The organism is Erythrobacter sp. S57(2025) (assembly GCF_057365055.1).
Map to the genome: position 1 here is coordinate 1,919,476 of NZ_CP200299.1, position 17,940 is coordinate 1,937,415.

Annotated in this window: 18 protein-coding genes and 1 tRNA gene; 12 read left to right on the plus strand and 7 right to left on the minus strand. The window is 58.1% G+C overall.

The window, feature by feature from the left end; translation table 11 throughout:
• The first annotated feature begins 1 nt into the window (after position 1).
• Genes AC0V6N_RS09310 through AC0V6N_RS09320 form a run of 3 tightly spaced genes read left to right on the plus strand, consistent with a single transcriptional unit; the run spans position 2 to position 1,825 of the window.
• Positions 2 to 415 carry a hypothetical protein gene (locus AC0V6N_RS09310; RefSeq protein ID WP_486171283.1) on the plus strand — a complete coding sequence of 138 codons (414 nt, stop codon included), beginning with the start codon at positions 2 to 4 and terminating at the stop codon, positions 413 to 415.
• Complete coding sequence (locus tag AC0V6N_RS09315; protein ID WP_486171284.1) at positions 412 to 1,527, plus strand: zinc-binding dehydrogenase; 1,116 nt, start codon at positions 412 to 414, stop codon at positions 1,525 to 1,527. The genes AC0V6N_RS09310 and AC0V6N_RS09315 overlap by 4 nt, the downstream gene beginning before the upstream one ends.
• Position 1,528: 1 nt before the next feature.
• Positions 1,529 to 1,825, plus strand: coding sequence for a hypothetical protein (locus tag AC0V6N_RS09320; RefSeq protein ID WP_486171285.1), 297 nt, complete (start codon positions 1,529 to 1,531; stop codon positions 1,823 to 1,825).
• A gap of 7 nt (positions 1,826 to 1,832) precedes the next feature.
• Here AC0V6N_RS09320 and AC0V6N_RS09325 read toward each other — a convergent pair whose 3' ends face one another.
• A complete protein-coding gene (locus tag AC0V6N_RS09325) occupies positions 1,833 to 2,831 on the minus strand; it encodes an asparaginase (RefSeq protein WP_486171286.1) in 999 nt (332 codons plus the stop codon).
• A gap of 117 nt (positions 2,832 to 2,948) precedes the next feature.
• On the opposite strand from AC0V6N_RS09325, the gene AC0V6N_RS09330 reads away from it, so the two are divergent.
• Both AC0V6N_RS09330 and AC0V6N_RS09335 read left to right on the plus strand, forming a co-directional pair.
• Positions 2,949 to 3,024, plus strand: a tRNA-Val gene (locus AC0V6N_RS09330).
• A gap of 72 nt (positions 3,025 to 3,096) precedes the next feature.
• Entirely contained in the window at positions 3,097 to 4,320 is a 1,224-nt protein-coding gene (locus AC0V6N_RS09335; RefSeq protein ID WP_486171287.1) for an FAD-dependent oxidoreductase, read from the plus strand.
• Here the strand turns inward: AC0V6N_RS09335 and AC0V6N_RS09340 are convergent.
• Positions 4,317 to 4,904, minus strand: coding sequence for a TlpA family protein disulfide reductase (locus tag AC0V6N_RS09340; RefSeq protein WP_486171288.1), 588 nt, complete (start codon positions 4,902 to 4,904; stop codon positions 4,317 to 4,319). The two genes, AC0V6N_RS09335 and AC0V6N_RS09340, sit on opposite strands and share 4 nt — an antisense overlap.
• On the opposite strand from AC0V6N_RS09340, the gene argH reads away from it, so the two are divergent.
• From argH to AC0V6N_RS09360, 4 genes are read left to right on the plus strand one after another with little or no spacing between them, the layout of a single operon-like run.
• Positions 4,903 to 6,309, plus strand: coding sequence for an argininosuccinate lyase (argH, locus tag AC0V6N_RS09345; protein WP_486171289.1), 1,407 nt, complete (start codon positions 4,903 to 4,905; stop codon positions 6,307 to 6,309). The genes AC0V6N_RS09340 and argH overlap by 2 nt on opposite strands.
• The gene (locus tag AC0V6N_RS09350) at positions 6,306 to 6,548 is read left to right on the plus strand and encodes a YdgH/BhsA/McbA family protein (RefSeq protein ID WP_486171290.1); all 243 of its coding nucleotides are present in this window, start codon (positions 6,306 to 6,308) and stop codon (positions 6,546 to 6,548) included. The genes argH and AC0V6N_RS09350 overlap by 4 nt, the downstream gene beginning before the upstream one ends.
• Before the next feature lie 21 nt (positions 6,549 to 6,569).
• Positions 6,570 to 7,829, plus strand: a complete 1,260-nt coding sequence (lysA, locus tag AC0V6N_RS09355) for a diaminopimelate decarboxylase (protein ID WP_486171291.1) — start codon at positions 6,570 to 6,572, stop codon at positions 7,827 to 7,829.
• A 10-nt stretch (positions 7,830 to 7,839) separates the two neighbouring features.
• Positions 7,840 to 8,688, plus strand: a complete 849-nt coding sequence (locus tag AC0V6N_RS09360) for a precorrin-2 dehydrogenase/sirohydrochlorin ferrochelatase family protein (RefSeq protein WP_486171292.1) — start codon at positions 7,840 to 7,842, stop codon at positions 8,686 to 8,688.
• Here AC0V6N_RS09360 and AC0V6N_RS09365 read toward each other — a convergent pair.
• Positions 8,685 to 9,677: a MarR family transcriptional regulator gene (locus tag AC0V6N_RS09365; RefSeq protein WP_486171293.1), complete on the minus strand. Its 993-nt coding sequence runs from the start codon at positions 9,675 to 9,677 to the stop codon at positions 8,685 to 8,687. The genes AC0V6N_RS09360 and AC0V6N_RS09365 overlap by 4 nt on opposite strands.
• Before the next feature lie 131 nt (positions 9,678 to 9,808).
• Here AC0V6N_RS09365 and AC0V6N_RS09370 point away from each other — a divergent pair, with 131 nt between their 5' ends.
• Both AC0V6N_RS09370 and AC0V6N_RS09375 read left to right on the plus strand, forming a co-directional pair.
• A complete protein-coding gene (locus AC0V6N_RS09370) occupies positions 9,809 to 10,411 on the plus strand; it encodes an RNA polymerase sigma factor (RefSeq protein ID WP_486171294.1) in 603 nt (200 codons plus the stop codon).
• Between the two features lie 12 nt (positions 10,412 to 10,423).
• A complete protein-coding gene (locus AC0V6N_RS09375; protein WP_486171295.1) occupies positions 10,424 to 10,816 on the plus strand; it encodes a DUF6768 family protein in 393 nt (130 codons plus the stop codon).
• Here the strand turns inward: AC0V6N_RS09375 and AC0V6N_RS09380 are convergent.
• The 3 genes from AC0V6N_RS09380 to AC0V6N_RS09390 all read right to left on the minus strand — a co-directional run bounded on the left by AC0V6N_RS09380 (position 10,813) and on the right by AC0V6N_RS09390 (position 15,413).
• Positions 10,813 to 11,409, minus strand: a complete 597-nt coding sequence (locus tag AC0V6N_RS09380) for a L,D-transpeptidase family protein (protein WP_486171296.1) — start codon at positions 11,407 to 11,409, stop codon at positions 10,813 to 10,815. The two genes, AC0V6N_RS09375 and AC0V6N_RS09380, sit on opposite strands and share 4 nt — an antisense overlap.
• Positions 11,410 to 11,738: 329 nt before the next feature.
• Positions 11,739 to 13,028 carry an adenylosuccinate synthase gene (locus AC0V6N_RS09385; protein WP_486171297.1) on the minus strand — a complete coding sequence of 430 codons (1,290 nt, stop codon included), beginning with the start codon at positions 13,026 to 13,028 and terminating at the stop codon, positions 11,739 to 11,741.
• 321 nt (positions 13,029 to 13,349) lie between these two features.
• On the minus strand, positions 13,350 to 15,413 hold the full coding sequence (locus AC0V6N_RS09390) for a hypothetical protein (protein ID WP_486171298.1): 2,064 nt from the start codon (positions 15,411 to 15,413) through the stop codon (positions 13,350 to 13,352).
• Between the two features lie 214 nt (positions 15,414 to 15,627).
• Between AC0V6N_RS09390 and AC0V6N_RS09395 the strand changes: the two genes are divergently transcribed.
• Positions 15,628 to 16,692, plus strand: a complete 1,065-nt coding sequence (locus AC0V6N_RS09395) for an alpha/beta hydrolase (RefSeq protein WP_486172461.1) — start codon at positions 15,628 to 15,630, stop codon at positions 16,690 to 16,692.
• On the opposite strand, the gene AC0V6N_RS09400 is transcribed toward AC0V6N_RS09395, so the two are convergent.
• Complete coding sequence (locus tag AC0V6N_RS09400) at positions 16,689 to 17,798, minus strand: ATP phosphoribosyltransferase regulatory subunit (protein WP_486171299.1); 1,110 nt, start codon at positions 17,796 to 17,798, stop codon at positions 16,689 to 16,691. The genes AC0V6N_RS09395 and AC0V6N_RS09400 overlap by 4 nt on opposite strands.
• Positions 17,799 to 17,940: the final 142 nt, after the last annotated feature.

Here is a 17,940-nt window from a genome sequence, read left to right on the forward strand (position 1 = left end):
AGTGGCCAACTGGTACAAGTTTCCAATGAGCGTAAAGATGGCTGAAGGCGATTATCGAGCAGGCCTCAGCGCGCTAAATATCGTCTTTGGAGCGGTATTGGGCTTTGTTCTGGTCGGTGGCGAAGAATTGCCAATATTCGATTTTATGGCGCTGCTCGTTATCAGCGCGCTGATCGTAATGATGATCCAATCAATCGCACTCAGCGAATACACCTTGTTCAGTATCGGGGTGACAGCTCTCGCGATCTATGGTCTGCCCGAAATGGCAGAAGAGTGGTTTTCGCTCACTGAAGTCCCGAAACTGCAACCAACGCTCGCGATCTGGGCGATCATGGCGACCGTGCTAGAATTATCCCCGCGTCACAAACCTGATTCACAATCATCAAAACACAAAACTGGAGAAGAAAACTCATGACCACCACCGGCAAACAACTTTTCAGCACGCTAAGCGCTGATGGCAAACTCACGCTGGAGGTCAGCGAGGAAAGCTTCCCAGAACCCACCGGCAACCAAGTGTTGGTCAAAATGGAAGCGGCCCCGATCAACCCATCCGATCTCGCCATTCTCACCAGCGCCGCCGATTTTGAGAACGCTGAGTATACAGCAGGCAAAGTCGTTGCCGACATGCCAGAGCCGTTTCTGTCGGGCCAGCGTGGTCGCCATGGCCAGCGCCTGCCAGCAGGTAACGAAGGCGCAGGTACGGTGATCGCAACAGGTGACGGCGATATGGCCAAGGCTCTTATGGGTCAGCGCGTCGCCTGTGTTCCGGGCAATGCGTTCAGCCAATATGCGATTGCGGATGCGATGATGTGCCTGCCATTGGGCGATCACTCCTCGGAAGAAGGCGCATCCAGCTTTGTGAACCCGATGACTGCATTGGGCTTTGTCGAAACCGCCAAGATGGAAGGTCATGATGCGATTGTGCATCTCGCGGCTGCATCGAACCTTGGCCAGATGCTCAACAAAATCTGCCTCGAAGATGGCATCAAGCTGGTGAACATCGTGCGCAAGCAAGAGCACGTGGACCTGCTCAAGGGACTTGGTGCGAAGTGGGTCGTGAACTCGTCTGACGACGATTACATGAAACAATTGCGCGCCGCGATTAAAGAAACCGGTGCCTATCTCGGCTTTGACCCAATCGGCGGTGGCCAGAACACGGATCATGTCCTCAAAGCGATGGAACAAGTCGCTTCTAGCCAGATGAGCGAATATTCGCGCTATGGCTCGGACCAGGACAAAAAGATGTACCAGTATGGTCGTCTGGACCTGCAAAACCCGACGATCCTGACGCCTTCTTATGGCCTACAATGGTGCGTTGCTGGCTGGCTTCTCACTCCGTTCCTCCAAAAGGCGGGCATGGAAACCGTCGTGCGGATGCGCACCCGAGTTCAGCAGAACCTCGGCACCACTTTTGCCTCAAGCTACAAGGCGAAAGTCGATCTGGAAGGCATGCTGACCAAGGATGCGATCACCGATTATCGCCAGATGAAAACCGGCGAGAAATATCTCGTCACGCCTTGGGGTTGATATGATCGTTTTGGCCGCGACGGTCATAGGCGGGTTCCTTGCGGTCTGGGTGCTGCAAGGGATCATCGATTGGGCGGTGGTCAGCCGCGTGATGGATGATCCGTTGAGGGGAAAAGTCCTCGCGACAATATCCGCCTATTTCCTCGCGGTCTTGCTTTATGCCTTGGGGTCCAGCTCGCCTGCGGGCCTTTGGATCTATCTACCCGGCGCGCTCTTTGTAGGGTGGCTGGAAATACGCAAAGCGCGCAAGATGCAGGCGCGCATCGATGAACTGGATCAGACCGCGACGTTCGAGTGAGTGCGGATTAGCGCTGGTCGAACGCCGATTGAATGGCTGCAGGATCGGTGATGCCGTTTGCGATCAGCAGCATTAGCATCATGCGCGATTTTGCCGGGCCAAGCGATCGCGCTGCAACAAAGCCGTATTCGTCGTCATCCACTTCAACATTGCGGTCGACCATTCCTTCGTCAACGCGCGCTGAACGCACCACGGGCACACCGGCCTTCACCGCTGCGCCAAGTGCATCGAGTACCACGCGCGGCGCATTTCCTTGCCCCATGCCAGCGATAACCACGCCGCTGCACCCAATCCCCAGCAATGCGCGAACAGGCTCTGCATCCATGCTTGCACCTGCTGTTAGGATCGCGACTCGAGGTAATGCCTCAGGCCAATCGAATCGCGCACCCTCCCCAACACGGTGCGCAGGCGCGAACCAATCGAGAGTTGAGGGGGTCACACGCGCCAAAGGTCCGCGCGGATAGCCTTTAAATGCATCTACATTCGACGTTGCGGCCTTGCGCACATCACTGGCGGCAAAAACTGTATCGCCCATCACCAACATGACGCCGCGCATCGACGCGTCAGGGTCGCCTGCGACCTGCACGGCATTGGCGAAATTGCGCATCCCATCGCTTCCCACAGCATTGGCAGGCCGCATGGCGCCGACGAGCACCACCGGCTTGCCCGCAGCCAATGTCAGGTCGAGCAGAAACGCGGTTTCTTCGGCAGTGTCGGTGCCGTGAGTGATGATAACTCCATCAATTTCCGAGTTTTTTTGCCCCGCCAGAACGCCCGCATGCAGCGCGTCCCATTCTGGCCAGCCAATGTCCTGAGAGCCAATTCGCGCAATCGTCTGCGGGATTAGCTCCACATCCAAACCCAGTGTCGCGACATCAGCCAGCATCGAATCAAGCGCGACTTCACCGGCCGCATATCCCTTGCCCGTGGCAGAGCCTGCATTGCCAGCAATCGTGCCGCCAGTGCCGAGAACCAAGAGTTTTGGAGTGCGTTTTTGGGTGTTCATAGCCCCCGCCTGTACGCCTGATGTGAATTTCGGGCCATATAGCAATTGATTTTGAACTTTTAGCCGCTAGATAGCCTTCACCGCAGCGCAAAATACAGCGCTTCGCTGAAACCCGTGGGGCGATTAGCTCAGTTGGTAGAGCATCTCGTTTACACCGAGAGGGTCGGCAGTTCGAGCCTGTCATCGCCCACCACGGACATCCCCATCAAACAACACGAAAAATTGGCCTTGGCCTTACCGCGCCCATGCGCCAAGAGGTTGCGCGATGGAGCATCTTTCAATTGCGATTGCGGGCTGCGGTCCTGCGGGTCTTGCTGCGGCAATCTTGCTCGACGAAGCTGGCCACGACGTCGTTATCTTCGATCAATTTGATGAACCCGGGCCCGTTGGTTCTGGATTGATGATCCAACCTAGCGGGCTGGCGGTGCTCGACAAATTGGGTCTTGCAAAGGAAACGCTCGCGCGGGGGGCCCGCGTCGACGCTTTGCTCGGTATCGAAGAGCATGGGCGCACGGTCCTTGATTCGCCCTATTCAAAACTTGGCATTCCCGGCGCCTTCGGCATTGGCATTCACCGCGCCAGCCTTTTCAGCCTGCTCCACGAGGCCGCTTTGGCAAAGGGCATTGCGATTGAAACAGGTCATGCGATTTCCGGTAGCGAGGTAAGCCCAAAGGGTCGTCGCCTCACATTTGCCACACGGGAGCCCAGCGCGCATTTCGACTTGGTCGTCGATGCGAGTGGCTGGCACACAGTCTTTGATCCCGAGCCCAAGGGCGTGCTTGAATTCGGCGCGCTGTGGGCGAGCGTCCCGATTGAGGCCAGCGATCCGTTTTCGCCTAATCTGCTGGAGCAACGCTATCGCCGCGCGTCGCAAATGGTGGGCGTGCTGCCAATCGGCACCCGCAAAGGCGCAGCGTCATCGGAAGCTGCGTTCTTCTGGTCCCTGCCACGCGCTGACTATGAAAACTGGCAGAGCAGCTCGTTGGACGGCTGGAAAGACGAGGTACGCGAGCTTTGGCCTGACACCGCCCCATTGCTTGACCGGATAGAGCACCGCGACCAGCTCACCTTTGCCCGCTACGCGCATCGCACCTTAAAACGCCCCGTGGGCGACAGGATGATCGCGATTGGCGATGCGTGGCACTCGGCCAGCCCGCAACTGGGCCAAGGAGCCAATATGGCGCTGCTTGATGCGTGGAGCCTGTCACGCGGCATCGCGGAAGGGCGCACGCTAGAGGAGAAGCTGCGCCTAACGGTAAGCTGGCGGCGCGACCATGTGTGGCTGTATCAATGGATGACGGCTTTGTTCACGCCGCTCTATCAATCGAGCACGAATTGGCACCCATGGGTCCGAGACCGCATTCTGGCGCCACTGTCAAAAACCTGGCCGTCCTCTGCCATCCAAGCACAATTGATGAGCGGATTGTTCGGCTTTCCGCTCGCACCGCTTGGTCTGACGCCGCCAGATTACGAAAAGCTGACGGCTTAGCCCGCCGATCCGATAGCCTCGCGCACGTCGGCAATCGCTTCTTCACTGTCCCATTCATAATCGCCCGCAACGCGCAGCAATTCCTTGCCATCTGCGTCGAACAGGATGGTCATAGGCAGCAGGCCTGCTTGCGAGAATTCAGCGCCCAAAGTGTTTTCAGGGTCGAGCCATTGTTCCAGGTTTTCAAAGCCCTGCTCTTCGAAAAACGGGACGACCACTTCCGCGCCGCGCACATCTTGGCTGATCGTTAGCACCCGCACCTCGCCCTCCATTTCGCTCGCCAGACGATCAAGCGCGGGCATCTCAACCCGGCACGGCACGCACCAAGTCGCCCACAGATTGACCAGCACAGGTTCGTCCAAGGCGGCAAAATCGAGCGTGTTGCCCGCAGGGTCCTCAAAGGTCAGCAACGGCATCTGAGTGCCAGCAAAGGCCCTGACGATCCGCCCCGGCAATTGTGGCGGAGGTGGAGCTTCGCTTGACGAGGCACTAGCAGCGCTTTCTTGCACCGCATCGCCCGCGCCATTATCGCAAGCGCTTAAGAGGCACACGGCCACAGCGGTAAAGGCGAATTTTCGTAACATGAGCGACTCCAAGAACAGCATGTGGGGCGGCAGGTTCGCTGACGGGCCTAGCGCGATCATGCGCGAAATCAATGCCTCAATCCCTTTTGACAAGGCGCTGTGGCGCGAAGATATCCGCGCGTCGAAAGCCCATGTGGCAATGCTGGGAGCGCAGGGAATTGTTTCTGCAAAAGACGCAGAGACAATCTCAAAAGGCCTCGATCAGATTGCCGCTGAGTATGAGCGCGAAGGGGTGCCAGAGGATTGGGATCTTGAAGACATCCACATGACGGTGGAAGCGCGGCTGACCGAATTGGTCGGCCCTGTTGCAGGACGCTTGCACACGGCGCGCAGTCGCAATGATCAGGTCGCAACCGATTTTCGCCTATGGGTGCGCGCTGCCAATGACCGGGCGCTTGCTGGGTTGCACGCACTGCGTACGGCGCTGGTGTCGCGCGCGGGCGAGCATTCCGCCACGATCATGCCCGGTTTTACCCATTTGCAAACTGCTCAGCCTGTCACACTGGGTCATCACCTGATGGCCTATTATGAGATGCTCAGCCGTGATGCGGCCCGCTTTGAAGCGGCACAAGAGCGTCTCAATCAATGCCCACTTGGTTCAGCAGCGCTTGCCGGAACGGGCTTTCCGATTGACCGGGAGGCTACGGCGCACGCGCTCGATTTTGACGAACCCACACGCAATTCGCTTGATGCAGTGTCTGACCGGGACTTCGCGCTCGACTATTTGATGGCAGCCAGTCAAACGTCTTTGCACCTATCTCGGCTGGCTGAGGAACTGATCTTGTGGGCCAGCCAACCCTTTGGTTTTGCCTCCCTACCCGACAGCCTTGCAACCGGCTCTTCGATCATGCCGCAAAAACGCAATCCCGATGCCGCAGAGCTAGTACGCGGCCATGCGGGGCGGATCATCGGCGCGTGCAACTCGCTCATGATCACAATGAAGGGGCTCCCGCTCGCCTATTCCAAGGATATGCAGGACGATAAGCCGCCTGTTTTTGAAGCTGCTGGCCTGTTCGACCTGTCAATTGCCGCCATGACCGGGATGATCGCCGAAACGACGTTCAAAGCGGACCGCATGCGCGCGGCTGCTCAATCTGGGCACGCAACCGCTACCGATCTTGCCGATTGGCTAGTGCGCGAGGCTGACATTCCTTTCCGAGAAGCCCATCATATCACAGGCGAAGCGGTCAAGCTGGCTGACGAAAAGGCATGCTCTCTCGAAGAGCTAGCGCTTGATGACTTAAAGGCCATCGATGCGCGCATTGATGATCGGGTTTATTCCGCGCTTTCAATCGAAGCCTCGGTCGCTTCGCGGTCCTCCTATGGCGGGACTGCGCCCGATCAGGTAAAGGCTCGCGTGGAAGAGGCGCGCGCGCGTCTTAAAGCAGAAGGTTCAAACGCGTGACAAAACGCATAGTGGCAACATTGCTGATCAGCACAGCGCTTTCCGCATGCGGAGCGCGCACGGGGCTAGAGCCTGCCCCTCAGGCAAGCCTGCCTCCCGCAGCGCATGGCGAAAATGCCAAGCCTGAAGCCGAGCAATTGCTCGAACTGGAAACCCTCGCCGCACCTGAGCGTAGTGTAGAATTGCGTCGTCGTTCGGAAGAACGCGAAGACGATCCGTTTGATCTACCCCCTGACTAAAGCCCTTCACAACAGGACCCGATGGACCATTTTGCCCTCAAAAACGGTGTGATGCACGCCGAGGATGTGCCGCTGCCTCAGATCGCTGAGGATGTCGGAACGCCCGTCTATGTTTATTCGCGCGCCACGCTGGAACGCCATGCGAAGGTGTTTCGTGACGGACTAAAGGATGTGCCGAACAAGCTGATTGCATTCGCCGTAAAGGCCAATCCAAACCTCGCCGTGCTCAAGGTGTTGCAGCAGCAGGGATATGGCGCCGATGTCGTATCCGTAGGTGAAATGCGCCGCGCGCTGGCAGCTGGCATTGCACCTGACAAAATTGTCTTTTCAGGAGTCGGCAAAACCGTAGCCGAATTGCGGGCTGCACTGGAAGCGGACATTGGTCAGTTCAACATTGAAAGCGAAGAAGAAGGGCTCGAACTCGCTCAGATAGCGGACGACATGGGCCGCACCGCGCAATGCGTTCTGCGGATCAATCCAGATGTTGATGCGGGCACGCATGACAAGATTTCGACCGGCAAGGCCGACAACAAATTTGGCGTACCGATTGATCAGGCTGGCCAGATTTTCGGCAAGCTTGCCAGCCAAAAAGGCGTGAACCTGCGCGGCGTTGCAGTGCATATTGGCAGCCAGCTGAGCGAGCTTGCTCCGTTAGAACGCGCCTTTGAAAAGCTCGGCACGCTCATCACTTCATTGCGGGGTGCGGGTCACACGATTACGCATGTTGATCTGGGCGGCGGGCTTGGTGTGCCCTACCGCGAGGGTGAGAATCCGCCCTCGCCCGCTGATTATGGCGCAATGGTGGCACGGGTCACGAAGGATTGGGGCGTTTCGCTTATCTTTGAACCGGGCCGGGTGATTGCTGGCAATGCGGGCGTGCTCTTGACCCGGGTGGTGCGCGTGAAGCGAGGCATCAATGATCCATTCGTGATCGTCGATGCAGCCATGAACGATCTTGCTCGACCAGCGCTTTATGGCGCCTATCACGGGTTCGCCGCAGTCGAGCCAAATGGCGCACAGATGACAGCGAATATTGTCGGCCCGATTTGTGAGACCGGGGACACCTTCGCGATGGGCCGCGATTGCGATCAACTGGCGAGCGGCGACCTGGCCGTGTTCCGCACCGCTGGCGCCTATGGCGCAACCATGGCGTCATCCTACAATTCGCGAGGTTTTGTTGCTGAAGTTCTGGTGGATGAGGACAAGTTTGCAGTTGTAGCCGACCGTATCGATGCAGGCGCGATCATGGATGCTGAGCGCGTTCCTGAATGGCTTGCCTAAGTGTATTTGAATGAGCGAACTCGGTAGCCTTCCTCTGTTTCACCAGATCACGGGTCAAAGCGTGCTGGTGCTGGGCGATGGCGATGCGGCCGAACCCAAGCGGCGGCTGGTTGAACGCGCAGGCGGTGTGGTTATCGATGATCAGGCCCGCGCCATCGATGAGGGAGTGAGGCTGGCCTTTGTCGCCTATGATGATGCGAAGGCTTGTGAAGTCGCCGCGATCAATCTTCGCTGCGCCGGTATGATCGTCAATGTGGTTGACCGGCCCGACCTGTGCGATTTCACCACCCCGAGCATACTTGATCGCAATCCTGTTTTGATCGCTGTTGGAACCGGAGGAGCATCTGCGGGCCTTGCAAAGCACATCCGCTTGCGGCTTGAGAGGTTGCTGCCCCAATCACTGGGCGACTTGGCCAAAGCGTTGTTTGGCGCACGGGCAACGCTGCGCTCCCGCTTCCCAGATGGCTCAGACCGCAGACGCGCGATTGATGAAGCTTTGCGCGAAGGGGGAATGCTCGATAGCCTAAACCCTGTATCGCATGAGCGGGTCGATAGTTGGCTGGAAGATTCGCCCGCAGCGCCAGCCACGCAGACGCATAAATTCGTGCTGACCAGCGACGACCCTGAGGATTTGACTATCAAGCAGACCCGGCTTTTAGGCGAAGCCGATAGCGTTTGTGCAGACCCGCAAGTGTCACCCCAGATCCTGGCGAGAGCAAGAGCGGATGCGGTCCGGATCACTTGTGACCGTGATAGCTGCCCTGCATGCGAGGGGTCAAAAGATCAGAAGGCAGTGCCAAAGTGCCCCTTTGCCGATAAGGGGCTGACCGTCATCTTGCGCTGTGAACCAAAGGTTTAAGCGGCCTGCGCGAGCGGCGTTCTCACCTCAGCAAAATAGCGCGACATGGACGCAACCGATTGATCGCTCAGCGCGATGAAAGCGCGGCGCTTGTCGCTCGCGTCAGCAACCCGCACGAACACACCGCAATCCACCAATTGCTTGATCCATCGAAGCGCCGTCGTTGCTGGGACTGCTGCTGCAATGCAAAGCGAAGTCACAGAAACACGCGCCTGCTCTGCATGGGCAGCGGTGAGATCGAGCAACATGTCCCAAGCAGGATCAGCAAACAGCTCCGCATCAAAGAACTTCGCGCGCGCCTGACGCCCTGCAATGAGTGCCCGGACATGCTGCGGATCAGGAAGCGGGAGACGCGCTGAATTAAAGCGCTGGACGCCACTACCTTCATCGACCGAGCCAACGGGCTCCTGAGTGCCAGCATGAGCGCGCAGCGCGCTGTGATCAGCCGTTTTTGTGCCAGACAAACCTTCCAGCTTATTGGCAATCGCCTCAACCTGCCGCGAGAGATGCAGCAAGTTAAGCCGATCATCCTCGGTCATTTCGCGCACTCGCAGATTGGAAATATCGGCCAGCACATGACCCACTGCCACCACACGTTCAGCCCGGCTAGGCTGCACAAGAATCTGGGGCTCGCATTGATCGAGAGCTGCGAAAACCTCGTCCAAAGCCTCAATCGATGTTGAGACAATCAGCTTGGCTCCAGTGCGCGCCACTCGCATATCGAGCCGCACCAATGCCGCCGTGCGCTTGGCATCGAGCACCGGGCAATCCACCATCACAATATCGCCAAGCATCGTGGTTGGCCCATCGAGCAGATGCGCAATCTCACCGCCGTCAACTGTGCGAAAACCAGCCCCGCCCAGATCCTCAGTCATCTGGTCGCGCATTGACGGACGGTCCGCGAAGATCGCCACACGAGCTGGCAGTCCAGAGGGGTCTTCCACGGCTCCATAGGAAAAGTCCGCTGTTTGATATTCAAGCTGCGTCATCGAATCACCCTCTTATTCCAACAAGAACGAGAGTAGAACAAAAAGTGATCAAGTCAAGATTATCAGCTGAATACCTGATATTCTGCGGTTCGATTTGAACTATTCGCCGCTTTTGCGCGACTACTTGATTAATGACACAAAGAAAGCGACTTTCCTCCTCTTTCCTTGCTTCTGGGCCGATTTCGGGACCAGCCGCTGGTGATCTGTTCGACGAGTGGCTTGTCGTACAGGTCCAGGCGGGCGATCGCGCGGCGGCACAGCGACTGTTTGAGCGTTGGAACCCCCGCGTCCTTCGCGCCGCGCGGCGATTTTGCGGCGATCAGGATATGGCCAGCGATCTGGCGCAGGAATGCTGGCTTGCGATTTGGAAAGGCCTTCGAAGGCTTCGCGATCCCGCGCGGTTTCGCAGCTATGTCTTTGCCACTTTGCATCGCCGCGGTTCAGACAATTTGCGCCGCCTGGTGCGCGACCGGGGCACCTTGGCAGGGACTTTGGAAGACCGCGAAGATACCGGTGGTAGCGGAGGGGAACCCGCTCAGATTGAGAGCGCTGCGATCGCGCAAGCCTTTGCTGCGCTCCCGTCTGACCAACGGCTCGCGGCGCACCTGCACTTTGTCGAAGGGCTCACCTTACGCGAAATCGCTGATGTCCAATCCATCCCCGAAGGCACGGCAAAAAGCCGCCTTTTCCACGCCCGCCGCAAACTTAAAGCGGCGCTCACACCTGATACTTGAAGGAGACGCATTATGACTGACAAGGACGATCTAATTTCGGCCGCTCTGAATGAGGATGACAAGGCGTTTCTTGCCAGCCTTGAGGAAGATCGCGGTATGTTCCGGCAAATCGGAGACAGCTGGCAAGGACCGATGGGTGGCTGGGCGAAGCTCATATTCGGCTTCACAGTCGTGATGGGTTTCCTGTTCCTCTTCGTTTTATGGCAAGCCGCTCACACAACGGACAACCCGATGGTCCACGCGCTTTGGGCGATTGCTGGAGTGGCCTTGCTGGTCATTATCGGCTTTGCCAAAGAGTGGATGTTCAATCGCATGAACATGCTCACGATCCTGCGCGAGGTGAAACGGTTGCAGGTGCAAGTTGCTCTAGTGTCCGACCAGCTGTCTGAGCAGAAGGACGATTAAGGCCGGATTTCGATGGGTGTGCCGTCCGGCACGATCTGCCACAGCTCTTCAATCTCGGCATTGGTGAGCGCGATGCACCCATCGGTCCAATCCCCGCGCATCCGCCCTGGCCGCCCGGTCGGCTGACCGTGGATGAAGATGTCACCGCCCGGCGACATTCCATATTGCTCAGCAAAGGCGCGGTCCTCTCGGTTCGGATAGGAGATGCCGAGCGAAAGGTGAAAGCTGGAGCGCGGGTTGCGGCGGTCGATACGGTAGATACCTTCGGGCGTACGCTCGTCACCTTGGAACCGTTTGTGACCCGTCGGCGCATCACCGAACTGCAAGCCGCGATAGGCCTTTATCGGGCGACCATTGCGATAGGCGACCAGCATTCGTTCGGATTTGTCGACTATAAGGTAATCCGCAACCGCAATCTGACCTGTTGCATCACGAGGGATATTGCGGCTCGCATAGCGCGGCGGTTGAGCCGTGGGAAAGCTGTTTGTCGAAGTCGAAGGCGCTGGCTCTCGCGATGCCCTGTCAGGCGCGCTGTTTGATCCCGCGCATGAGGCGAGGACTAGACTTGCAGCGACGGCGGCCAACCACTTCATGCCGCCTTTGATACATTGGCTGTTTGCGGCCTGCAATTGCGCGCATCACCGGGTGTCCCATGGAAGGACTCTTTAGGTAAGCTTGCCGCAATCATCGGGCGGTTTGAGGCGCGGGACTTGCATCCAATTCGCAAGCCCCACGCCACTATCGAAGACCTTGCCAGACCAAAGCAACAGTCCACTACCAGGAGCACCGAGGTGTTTTACCATCCGGTAGAGCGGCGGATACGGCAGCGCGGCCAATGGGGCAATTGCGCAGGGACCACAGGGTATTGGTAAGCTTGGTCTAAACCATAAGACTGGCTGAAACCGGCACTACGTGATTTCCCCTAATCCTCAAACGGATCACGCATCAGGATCGTGTCGTCGCGCTCTGGACTGGTTGAGACCAGCGAGACGGGGCATTCGATCAGCTCTTGGATACGCTGGATGTACTTGATCGCGTTGGCGGGCAGATCGGCATAGGAGCGCGCGCCTGCGGTGCTTTCGCTCCAGCCTTCCATCTCTTCATAGATCGGTTCAACGGCCGCCTGATCGGCCGCATGGCTGGGCAGGTAGTCATAGACATTGCCGTGCAAGCGATAGCCAGTGCAGATCTTGACCGTCTCCAGCCCATCGAGCACGTCAATCTTAGTGAGAGCAATGCCCGTGACGCCAGAGACTGCGCAGGATTGCCGCACGATTACCGCATCGAACCAGCCCACGCGCCGCTGACGGCCCGTTACAGTGCCGAACTCATGCCCGCGTTCGCCAATGCCCTGCCCGATCTCATCATCAAGCTCGGTCGGGAACGGGCCGCTGCCAACGCGCGTGGTGTACGCTTTGACGATGGCCAGCACGAAGCCCGTTGCATTGGGGCCAAGCCCGCTGCCGCTGGCCGCCGTGCCGCTGACCGTGTTTGAGCTGGTGACGAAGGGATAGGTGCCGTGATCGACATCGAGCAACACGCCTTGCGCGCCTTCGAACAGGATCTTCGCGCCCGCTTTGCGCACCTTCTTCAACCGCTTCCACACAGGCTGCGCAAACCGCAGCACGAACGGCGCGATCTCACGCAAAGCCTCTAGCAATGCAGCCCGGTCCACAGGTGGCTGGTCAAAGCCTGCGCGCAGCGCGTCGTGATGCGCGCAAAGGCGATCGAGCTGCGCATCCAGCGCATCGAGATGGGCCAAGTCACACACACGGATCGCGCGCCTACCCACTTTGTCTTCGTAAGCAGGGCCAATACCGCGCCCTGTCGTCCCGATCTTGCCCTTACCAGCCGCCGTTTCGCGCAAGCCATCCAGATCGCGGTGGAGCGGCAGAATCAGCGGGCAATTGTCAGCAACAGCGAGGTTATCATCATTGATCGTGACGCCCTGCCCTTCGAGCTTCTGCACCTCATCGCGCAAGGCCCATGGGTCCAGCACAACGCCATTGCCGATCATGCTCATCGTGCCTGACACGATGCCAGAGGGCAGCAGCGATAGTTTGAACACATTGCCGTCAATCACCAGCGTGTGGCCGGCATTGTGGCCGCCTTGGAAGCGCACAACAGCATCAGCGCGGCTGGCGAGCCAGTCGACGATCTTGCCCTTGCCTTCATCGCCCCATTGAGCGCCGATTACGGTGACGTTGGCCATGCCTTAGACTTCCTCGATTTTCACAAACCGCGCGGGGCGTAGGGTGTTGCGCAGACAAGGGCAAGGGTGCTGGACACTGGACCGCACAAGTGGGTGCTTTGAAAAAATGCGAAATCCTGCAAAGTGCTGTTTTAAAGCTACAATTTTGGAAAAGCGCAAAGCTAACTGTAACTTTCCAAATTCCATCATCCAACCAGCCATTTCCGCATCGCACGAACGCGCATTTGCAAGTCTCTCAAAGACCCTGACAATCTGGCGGTCAGTAGGAAAGCGATTCAGGCGTTCAATCTGATAGATCGAGCGCCTGAATTCTTGTCGCCTTTACTCAAATGTGACGCTGGTCACTTCGCAGACATTGACGCGCGTGACTTCGATCGTGCGCGCGCTGGCGGTCTCGGCCTTGAAATCGAACAGGCAAGCGTTCGAGCCATCGCCCGCATTGATGTTCCATTGCTGACCTTGCGCCAAAGTGGACGCGGCGCCCAGCTTATCATCACCCCAATCCAGCGTCGCCGAGTTTGACCAGAAGATCGAATTCAGCGTCTCGCCTGTGCGATTGAGGATTGCGACATTGCGATTGTTGCCATCGGTGCTCGCATTGTCGGCTGGAACATCGACAATGGCGGCAGTGGCGCTTGCGGCACTGGGTGATGGCGGCGGAATATCGCCCCCGGCACTCGGCGCGCGAACCATCAGGCTGACGGTAAAGTCGTTATAGACACCGCCCAGATTATCGACGCGGATGTCAAAGGTCTCACAGCCATCGCTAGGTTTGAGCGAAGTGTATGTGCGATCGGTCAGATCATAATCACTGTGGACGGTCGTACCTTCGCTGGAATTGATCACAAAGTCGAGGTCAGTGTCCCCGTCTCCTTCGATAGAAAGAAAGCTTTCTTCGCAAACGGGAAATTCGACGCGCACGCCGCTATTGGCAGGGGCACGGTATTCACCGGGGCCGGAGCCAACTAGGCTGGCTTCGGTGGTGCTTGCTACCGCTTCAGACGCGGCCGCTGCGACAGCCGCTGCTGCATCAGTCGCTGCGGTTTCAGGGAGTGGCTCCACATCAGGCCCGTCATCAAATCTGACCGTCATCATGTTGAAGACTTCGCCCAGATTGCTGACCGAAAGCGCGTAATCCGCACAAGCTTCACCCGGATCCAATGTGAATTGGGTCACGTCCGTGTAGTCATAGTTGGAATGGACGTTATCGCCATCGCCATCGGTTACATCGTAATCGAGATCGGTGTCGCCATCACCGTTTACAAACACATTGGTGAGCGAACAAACCCGCAATAGCACCTTGGTCGCGGCATTGGCATTGACGCGGTACTCGCCTGCGCCACTGACAGGGCGATCTTCGCCAGCATCGCCTAGCGCGATCGTAAAGACGTTAAAGACCTCTCCCAAATTGCTGACTTCGGCGGTGAATGTCTCACACTCACCCAATGGCTCAATCGTCGCGAACATCACGTCGGACAGGTCAAAATCGGAATGGACCGTGTCATTATTGCTGTTGCGGATGGTGAAATCGAGATCGGTGTCCCCATCGCCGCGAATTTCCATGCGCGACACGCCGCAAACGGGCACATTCACGGTCAGCGTCGCATTTGCTTCGGCGCGGTATTCGCCGGGTCCTTCGCTCTCTGCGATGGTTGCGACGCCGGACAGCCCGCTTACCAAGCTGGTGCTGGGCGGAGTGCCCGTAAAGGCAGCAGGGGTCAGGCCTTCAGGCTCAACTACCACCATCACTGCATTATAGACCCCGCCCAAATTGGCGACATCCATCTCAAAAACTTCGCAATCAGAACGCAGGCCAGAGAGCGTCGCGCTGGTCGCATCAGTGGTGTCATCATTTTCATGGACCACCGCGCCATCGGAATTGCGGATCACATAGTCGAGATCAGTATCGCCATCGCCGCGCGCGGTCACTTTGGCGGAAGTGCCGCAAGCTTTCAGATTGAGCGTCTGGGTCTCATTGGCCTGAATGACGTATTTCTCAATGCGCGGAGAGCTTTCGAGGATCGGCTCAAGCACAACGGTAAAGGTGTTGCTCTCTTCACCAAGGTTGGACACGCCAAGATTGAACGTGCCGCAACCGCCTGATTTGTTCTCCAAAACGACGGAGATGTAATCATCCACTGCCTGGTCGGAATGTACCGCTTCGCCCGATGTGTTGGTGACGATGAAATCAAGATCGGTGCCACTATCACCGCGCACGGCAAGCTGAGTGTCGGTTGAGCAGACTTCGAGATTGATCGAGACGCTTGCCCCTCCCCCCACGCTGTATTCATCTACGCTGGCATTCGCCGCGGTGGCCGACAGGGCGATCAACCCTGCGCAGCTCAGAATGTTGCAAGTGAGAAGTGAAGCCCGAACGTGTCGCATGTGCGCCCCCGAAAAATCGATTGAAGGCAAGGCTATAATCTTTTGAAGGTGAATAACAGGTGATTTGTTGTTCAATTTTGAGCGAAGGCGAATTGCTGACCACTGCGATGCGACAATTTGCGACACTATTGTTGGCATTACGGAGCAAAGGGACAGGTCGCGTTCAGCGTTTGATGATCAAAGCGATCACCATGAAGAGAGGCCAATATTGATTATGTCCCTGCACACGCTGTCAGCCAAACGTCTGATGTCCATTGCCGCGCTTGGCCTTGCTGCGGCAGCCATCACCGCGCCGGCGTTCGCGCAAGCGCAAGACCGCCTTTCGCGCGAATGCAGACAGGAAGTGCGCGAATTGTGCGCGTCGTCCGGTTCTCGAAATCGGGAACGCATTCAGGCCTGCGTGCGCGAGAAGTTTAGCGAGCTTTCAGATGAATGCGCCGATGAAGTTCGCGAACGGGTTGAGCAGCGCCACGCAGGACGCAGCGAAACTGCGACCGTCGCCTTTCCTCGCGTCCCCGTCACGCGCACCGTGCTCTATGGTTCAAGCGCTCGCCAGCAGGTCGATGTCTATGAACCAGAAGATGCGGTGGATGAATTGCCGCTAGTCCTGTTCATTCACGGCGGTGGCTGGTCGTTTGGTAGTCACAAAAACGTGCAGGCAAAACCCGCCCACTTCCTCTCCAACAACTATTACTTCGCCTCAACCGGATACCGCGTCCTGCCCGATGCCCCGGTTGAACAGCAAGCCGCTGATATTGGCGCGGCGCTCCAGGCCTTGCGTGGTCAGGCGTTCTCGATCGGCTTTGACCCTGACCGGATTGTGCTGATGGGCCACAGCGCGGGCGCGCATCTCGCTGCTCTCGTCGCGACCGACCCGCAATACGCAGGCGAGGCCTTTGGCGCAGTGAAAGGCGTCATACTTCTCGATGGCGCGGGCTATGATGTTGCAGGCAGGATCGCTGAGGGTGATCCCCAAAGCTATCAGCTGTTCACCAATGTCTTTTCTATCGACCCTGCACGCCATGCCACTCTATCTCCGATCACCCATGTGGGCGGACCGGATGCGCCATACTGGCTGGGTCTATACGTCTATGGCCGAAATCCATCGCAGGTTCAGACGCAGGCGCTGACAAACGCGCTGGTCGAAGCGGGTGTGGAGGCAGGCGCGCTACCCATAACGGGCACCGATCATGGCCGCATGAACCGCGAGATTGGAACCGCTCCCGGAGCCGCGCAAACCGAGGCAATCGATGCGTTTCTAACGCTGGTCTTTGGCTAAAGCTTCGTAACTTCAGACCCGCGCATGATGTGCGTGCAGCCCAATGCCGCCGGATCCTCATCAGTCGAAAGCTGTGCGATCACGCGGTGGCCCATATTGATCGCCTTTTGCGCCTCAGCTGGATCGTGGTCGAGCGTTAGATAGATGGTCCAGCGCGATAGGCCCTTAACGTCCGATACCTCGGCGACACGGTCGACATAGAGGGTAAAGCCAGTCGCCGCCTCGTCGCTTCCACCAATGCGGTACGTGCCCCCGCGACCGGCTGCTCCGCGCAAGCCTTCGGCGTAGATCGTGAAACCGAACCAGCTTTGATATTCAAACCCATGGCGTTCGGTTGGATCGAGGGTCACACGGGCGCTATCGCCCACGCGCTTTGCTATCGCCTCAAGCCCATCAAGCCGCGAACCAAGCGCCCCTCCCGCATCAAGCTCGCGGAGCTTCGCAAGAGCTTCGTCAAACGGGCCGGTTGCGTGGATCAGCGGCAGATAGGCCTCTCCGCCCACCGCTTTCAGCCCGCCTGCGTCTTTGGTATCCAGCTCACGCCGGATCGCTTCGAGTGTTTCTGGTTCAAGCGATGCATCGCCCGAGGCGAGCGTATCGAGCAGATCAGGCATCGTGAAATCAACCGAAATGCCGGTCAGGCCCGCTGCCTTGAGCGCGGCAATCGCTAGGCAAACAATCTCACTCGCCGCTGCCACGGTGTCTGCCCCGATCAGCTCTGCGCCCAGCTGCAAACGTTCACGTGCAGGGTCAAGCTGGCTCGCTTTGATAATGGCCGTATCCCCGCAATAGGCGAGGCGTAGCGGGCGCGGTGCATCTCTCATGCTTGTCGCGGCGATCCGTCCGATTTGCGGAGTGATGTCGCTACGCAGCCCCAGAGTGCGCAGGCTCACCGGATCGACAAAGCGGAACATGGCCTGCGTCTCAACACCCTTCATCCGGGCGGCGAGCGAGCTTTCAAACTCCAGCAATGGCGGGCGCACGCGGTCATAGCCATGCCCGTCCAGCACATCCAAACAGGCGCGCATCGCATCCGTGATACGCGCGGCAGAGGCTGGCAAGCGGTCTTCGAGACCTTCGGGGAGCAGGTCGGAATTGTTCGTCATAATGCAGCGCGCGCTACGGCAAGAAGGGCGACATCACAAGGTTAGATCGAAGGGCCAGATGGGCAGCGCCAAACGGTTTGGAAACAAACCGCAAGGGCGACCGCCCGCTGGCCGGTCAGGCCGCCCCTCGGAGGCCTATGGC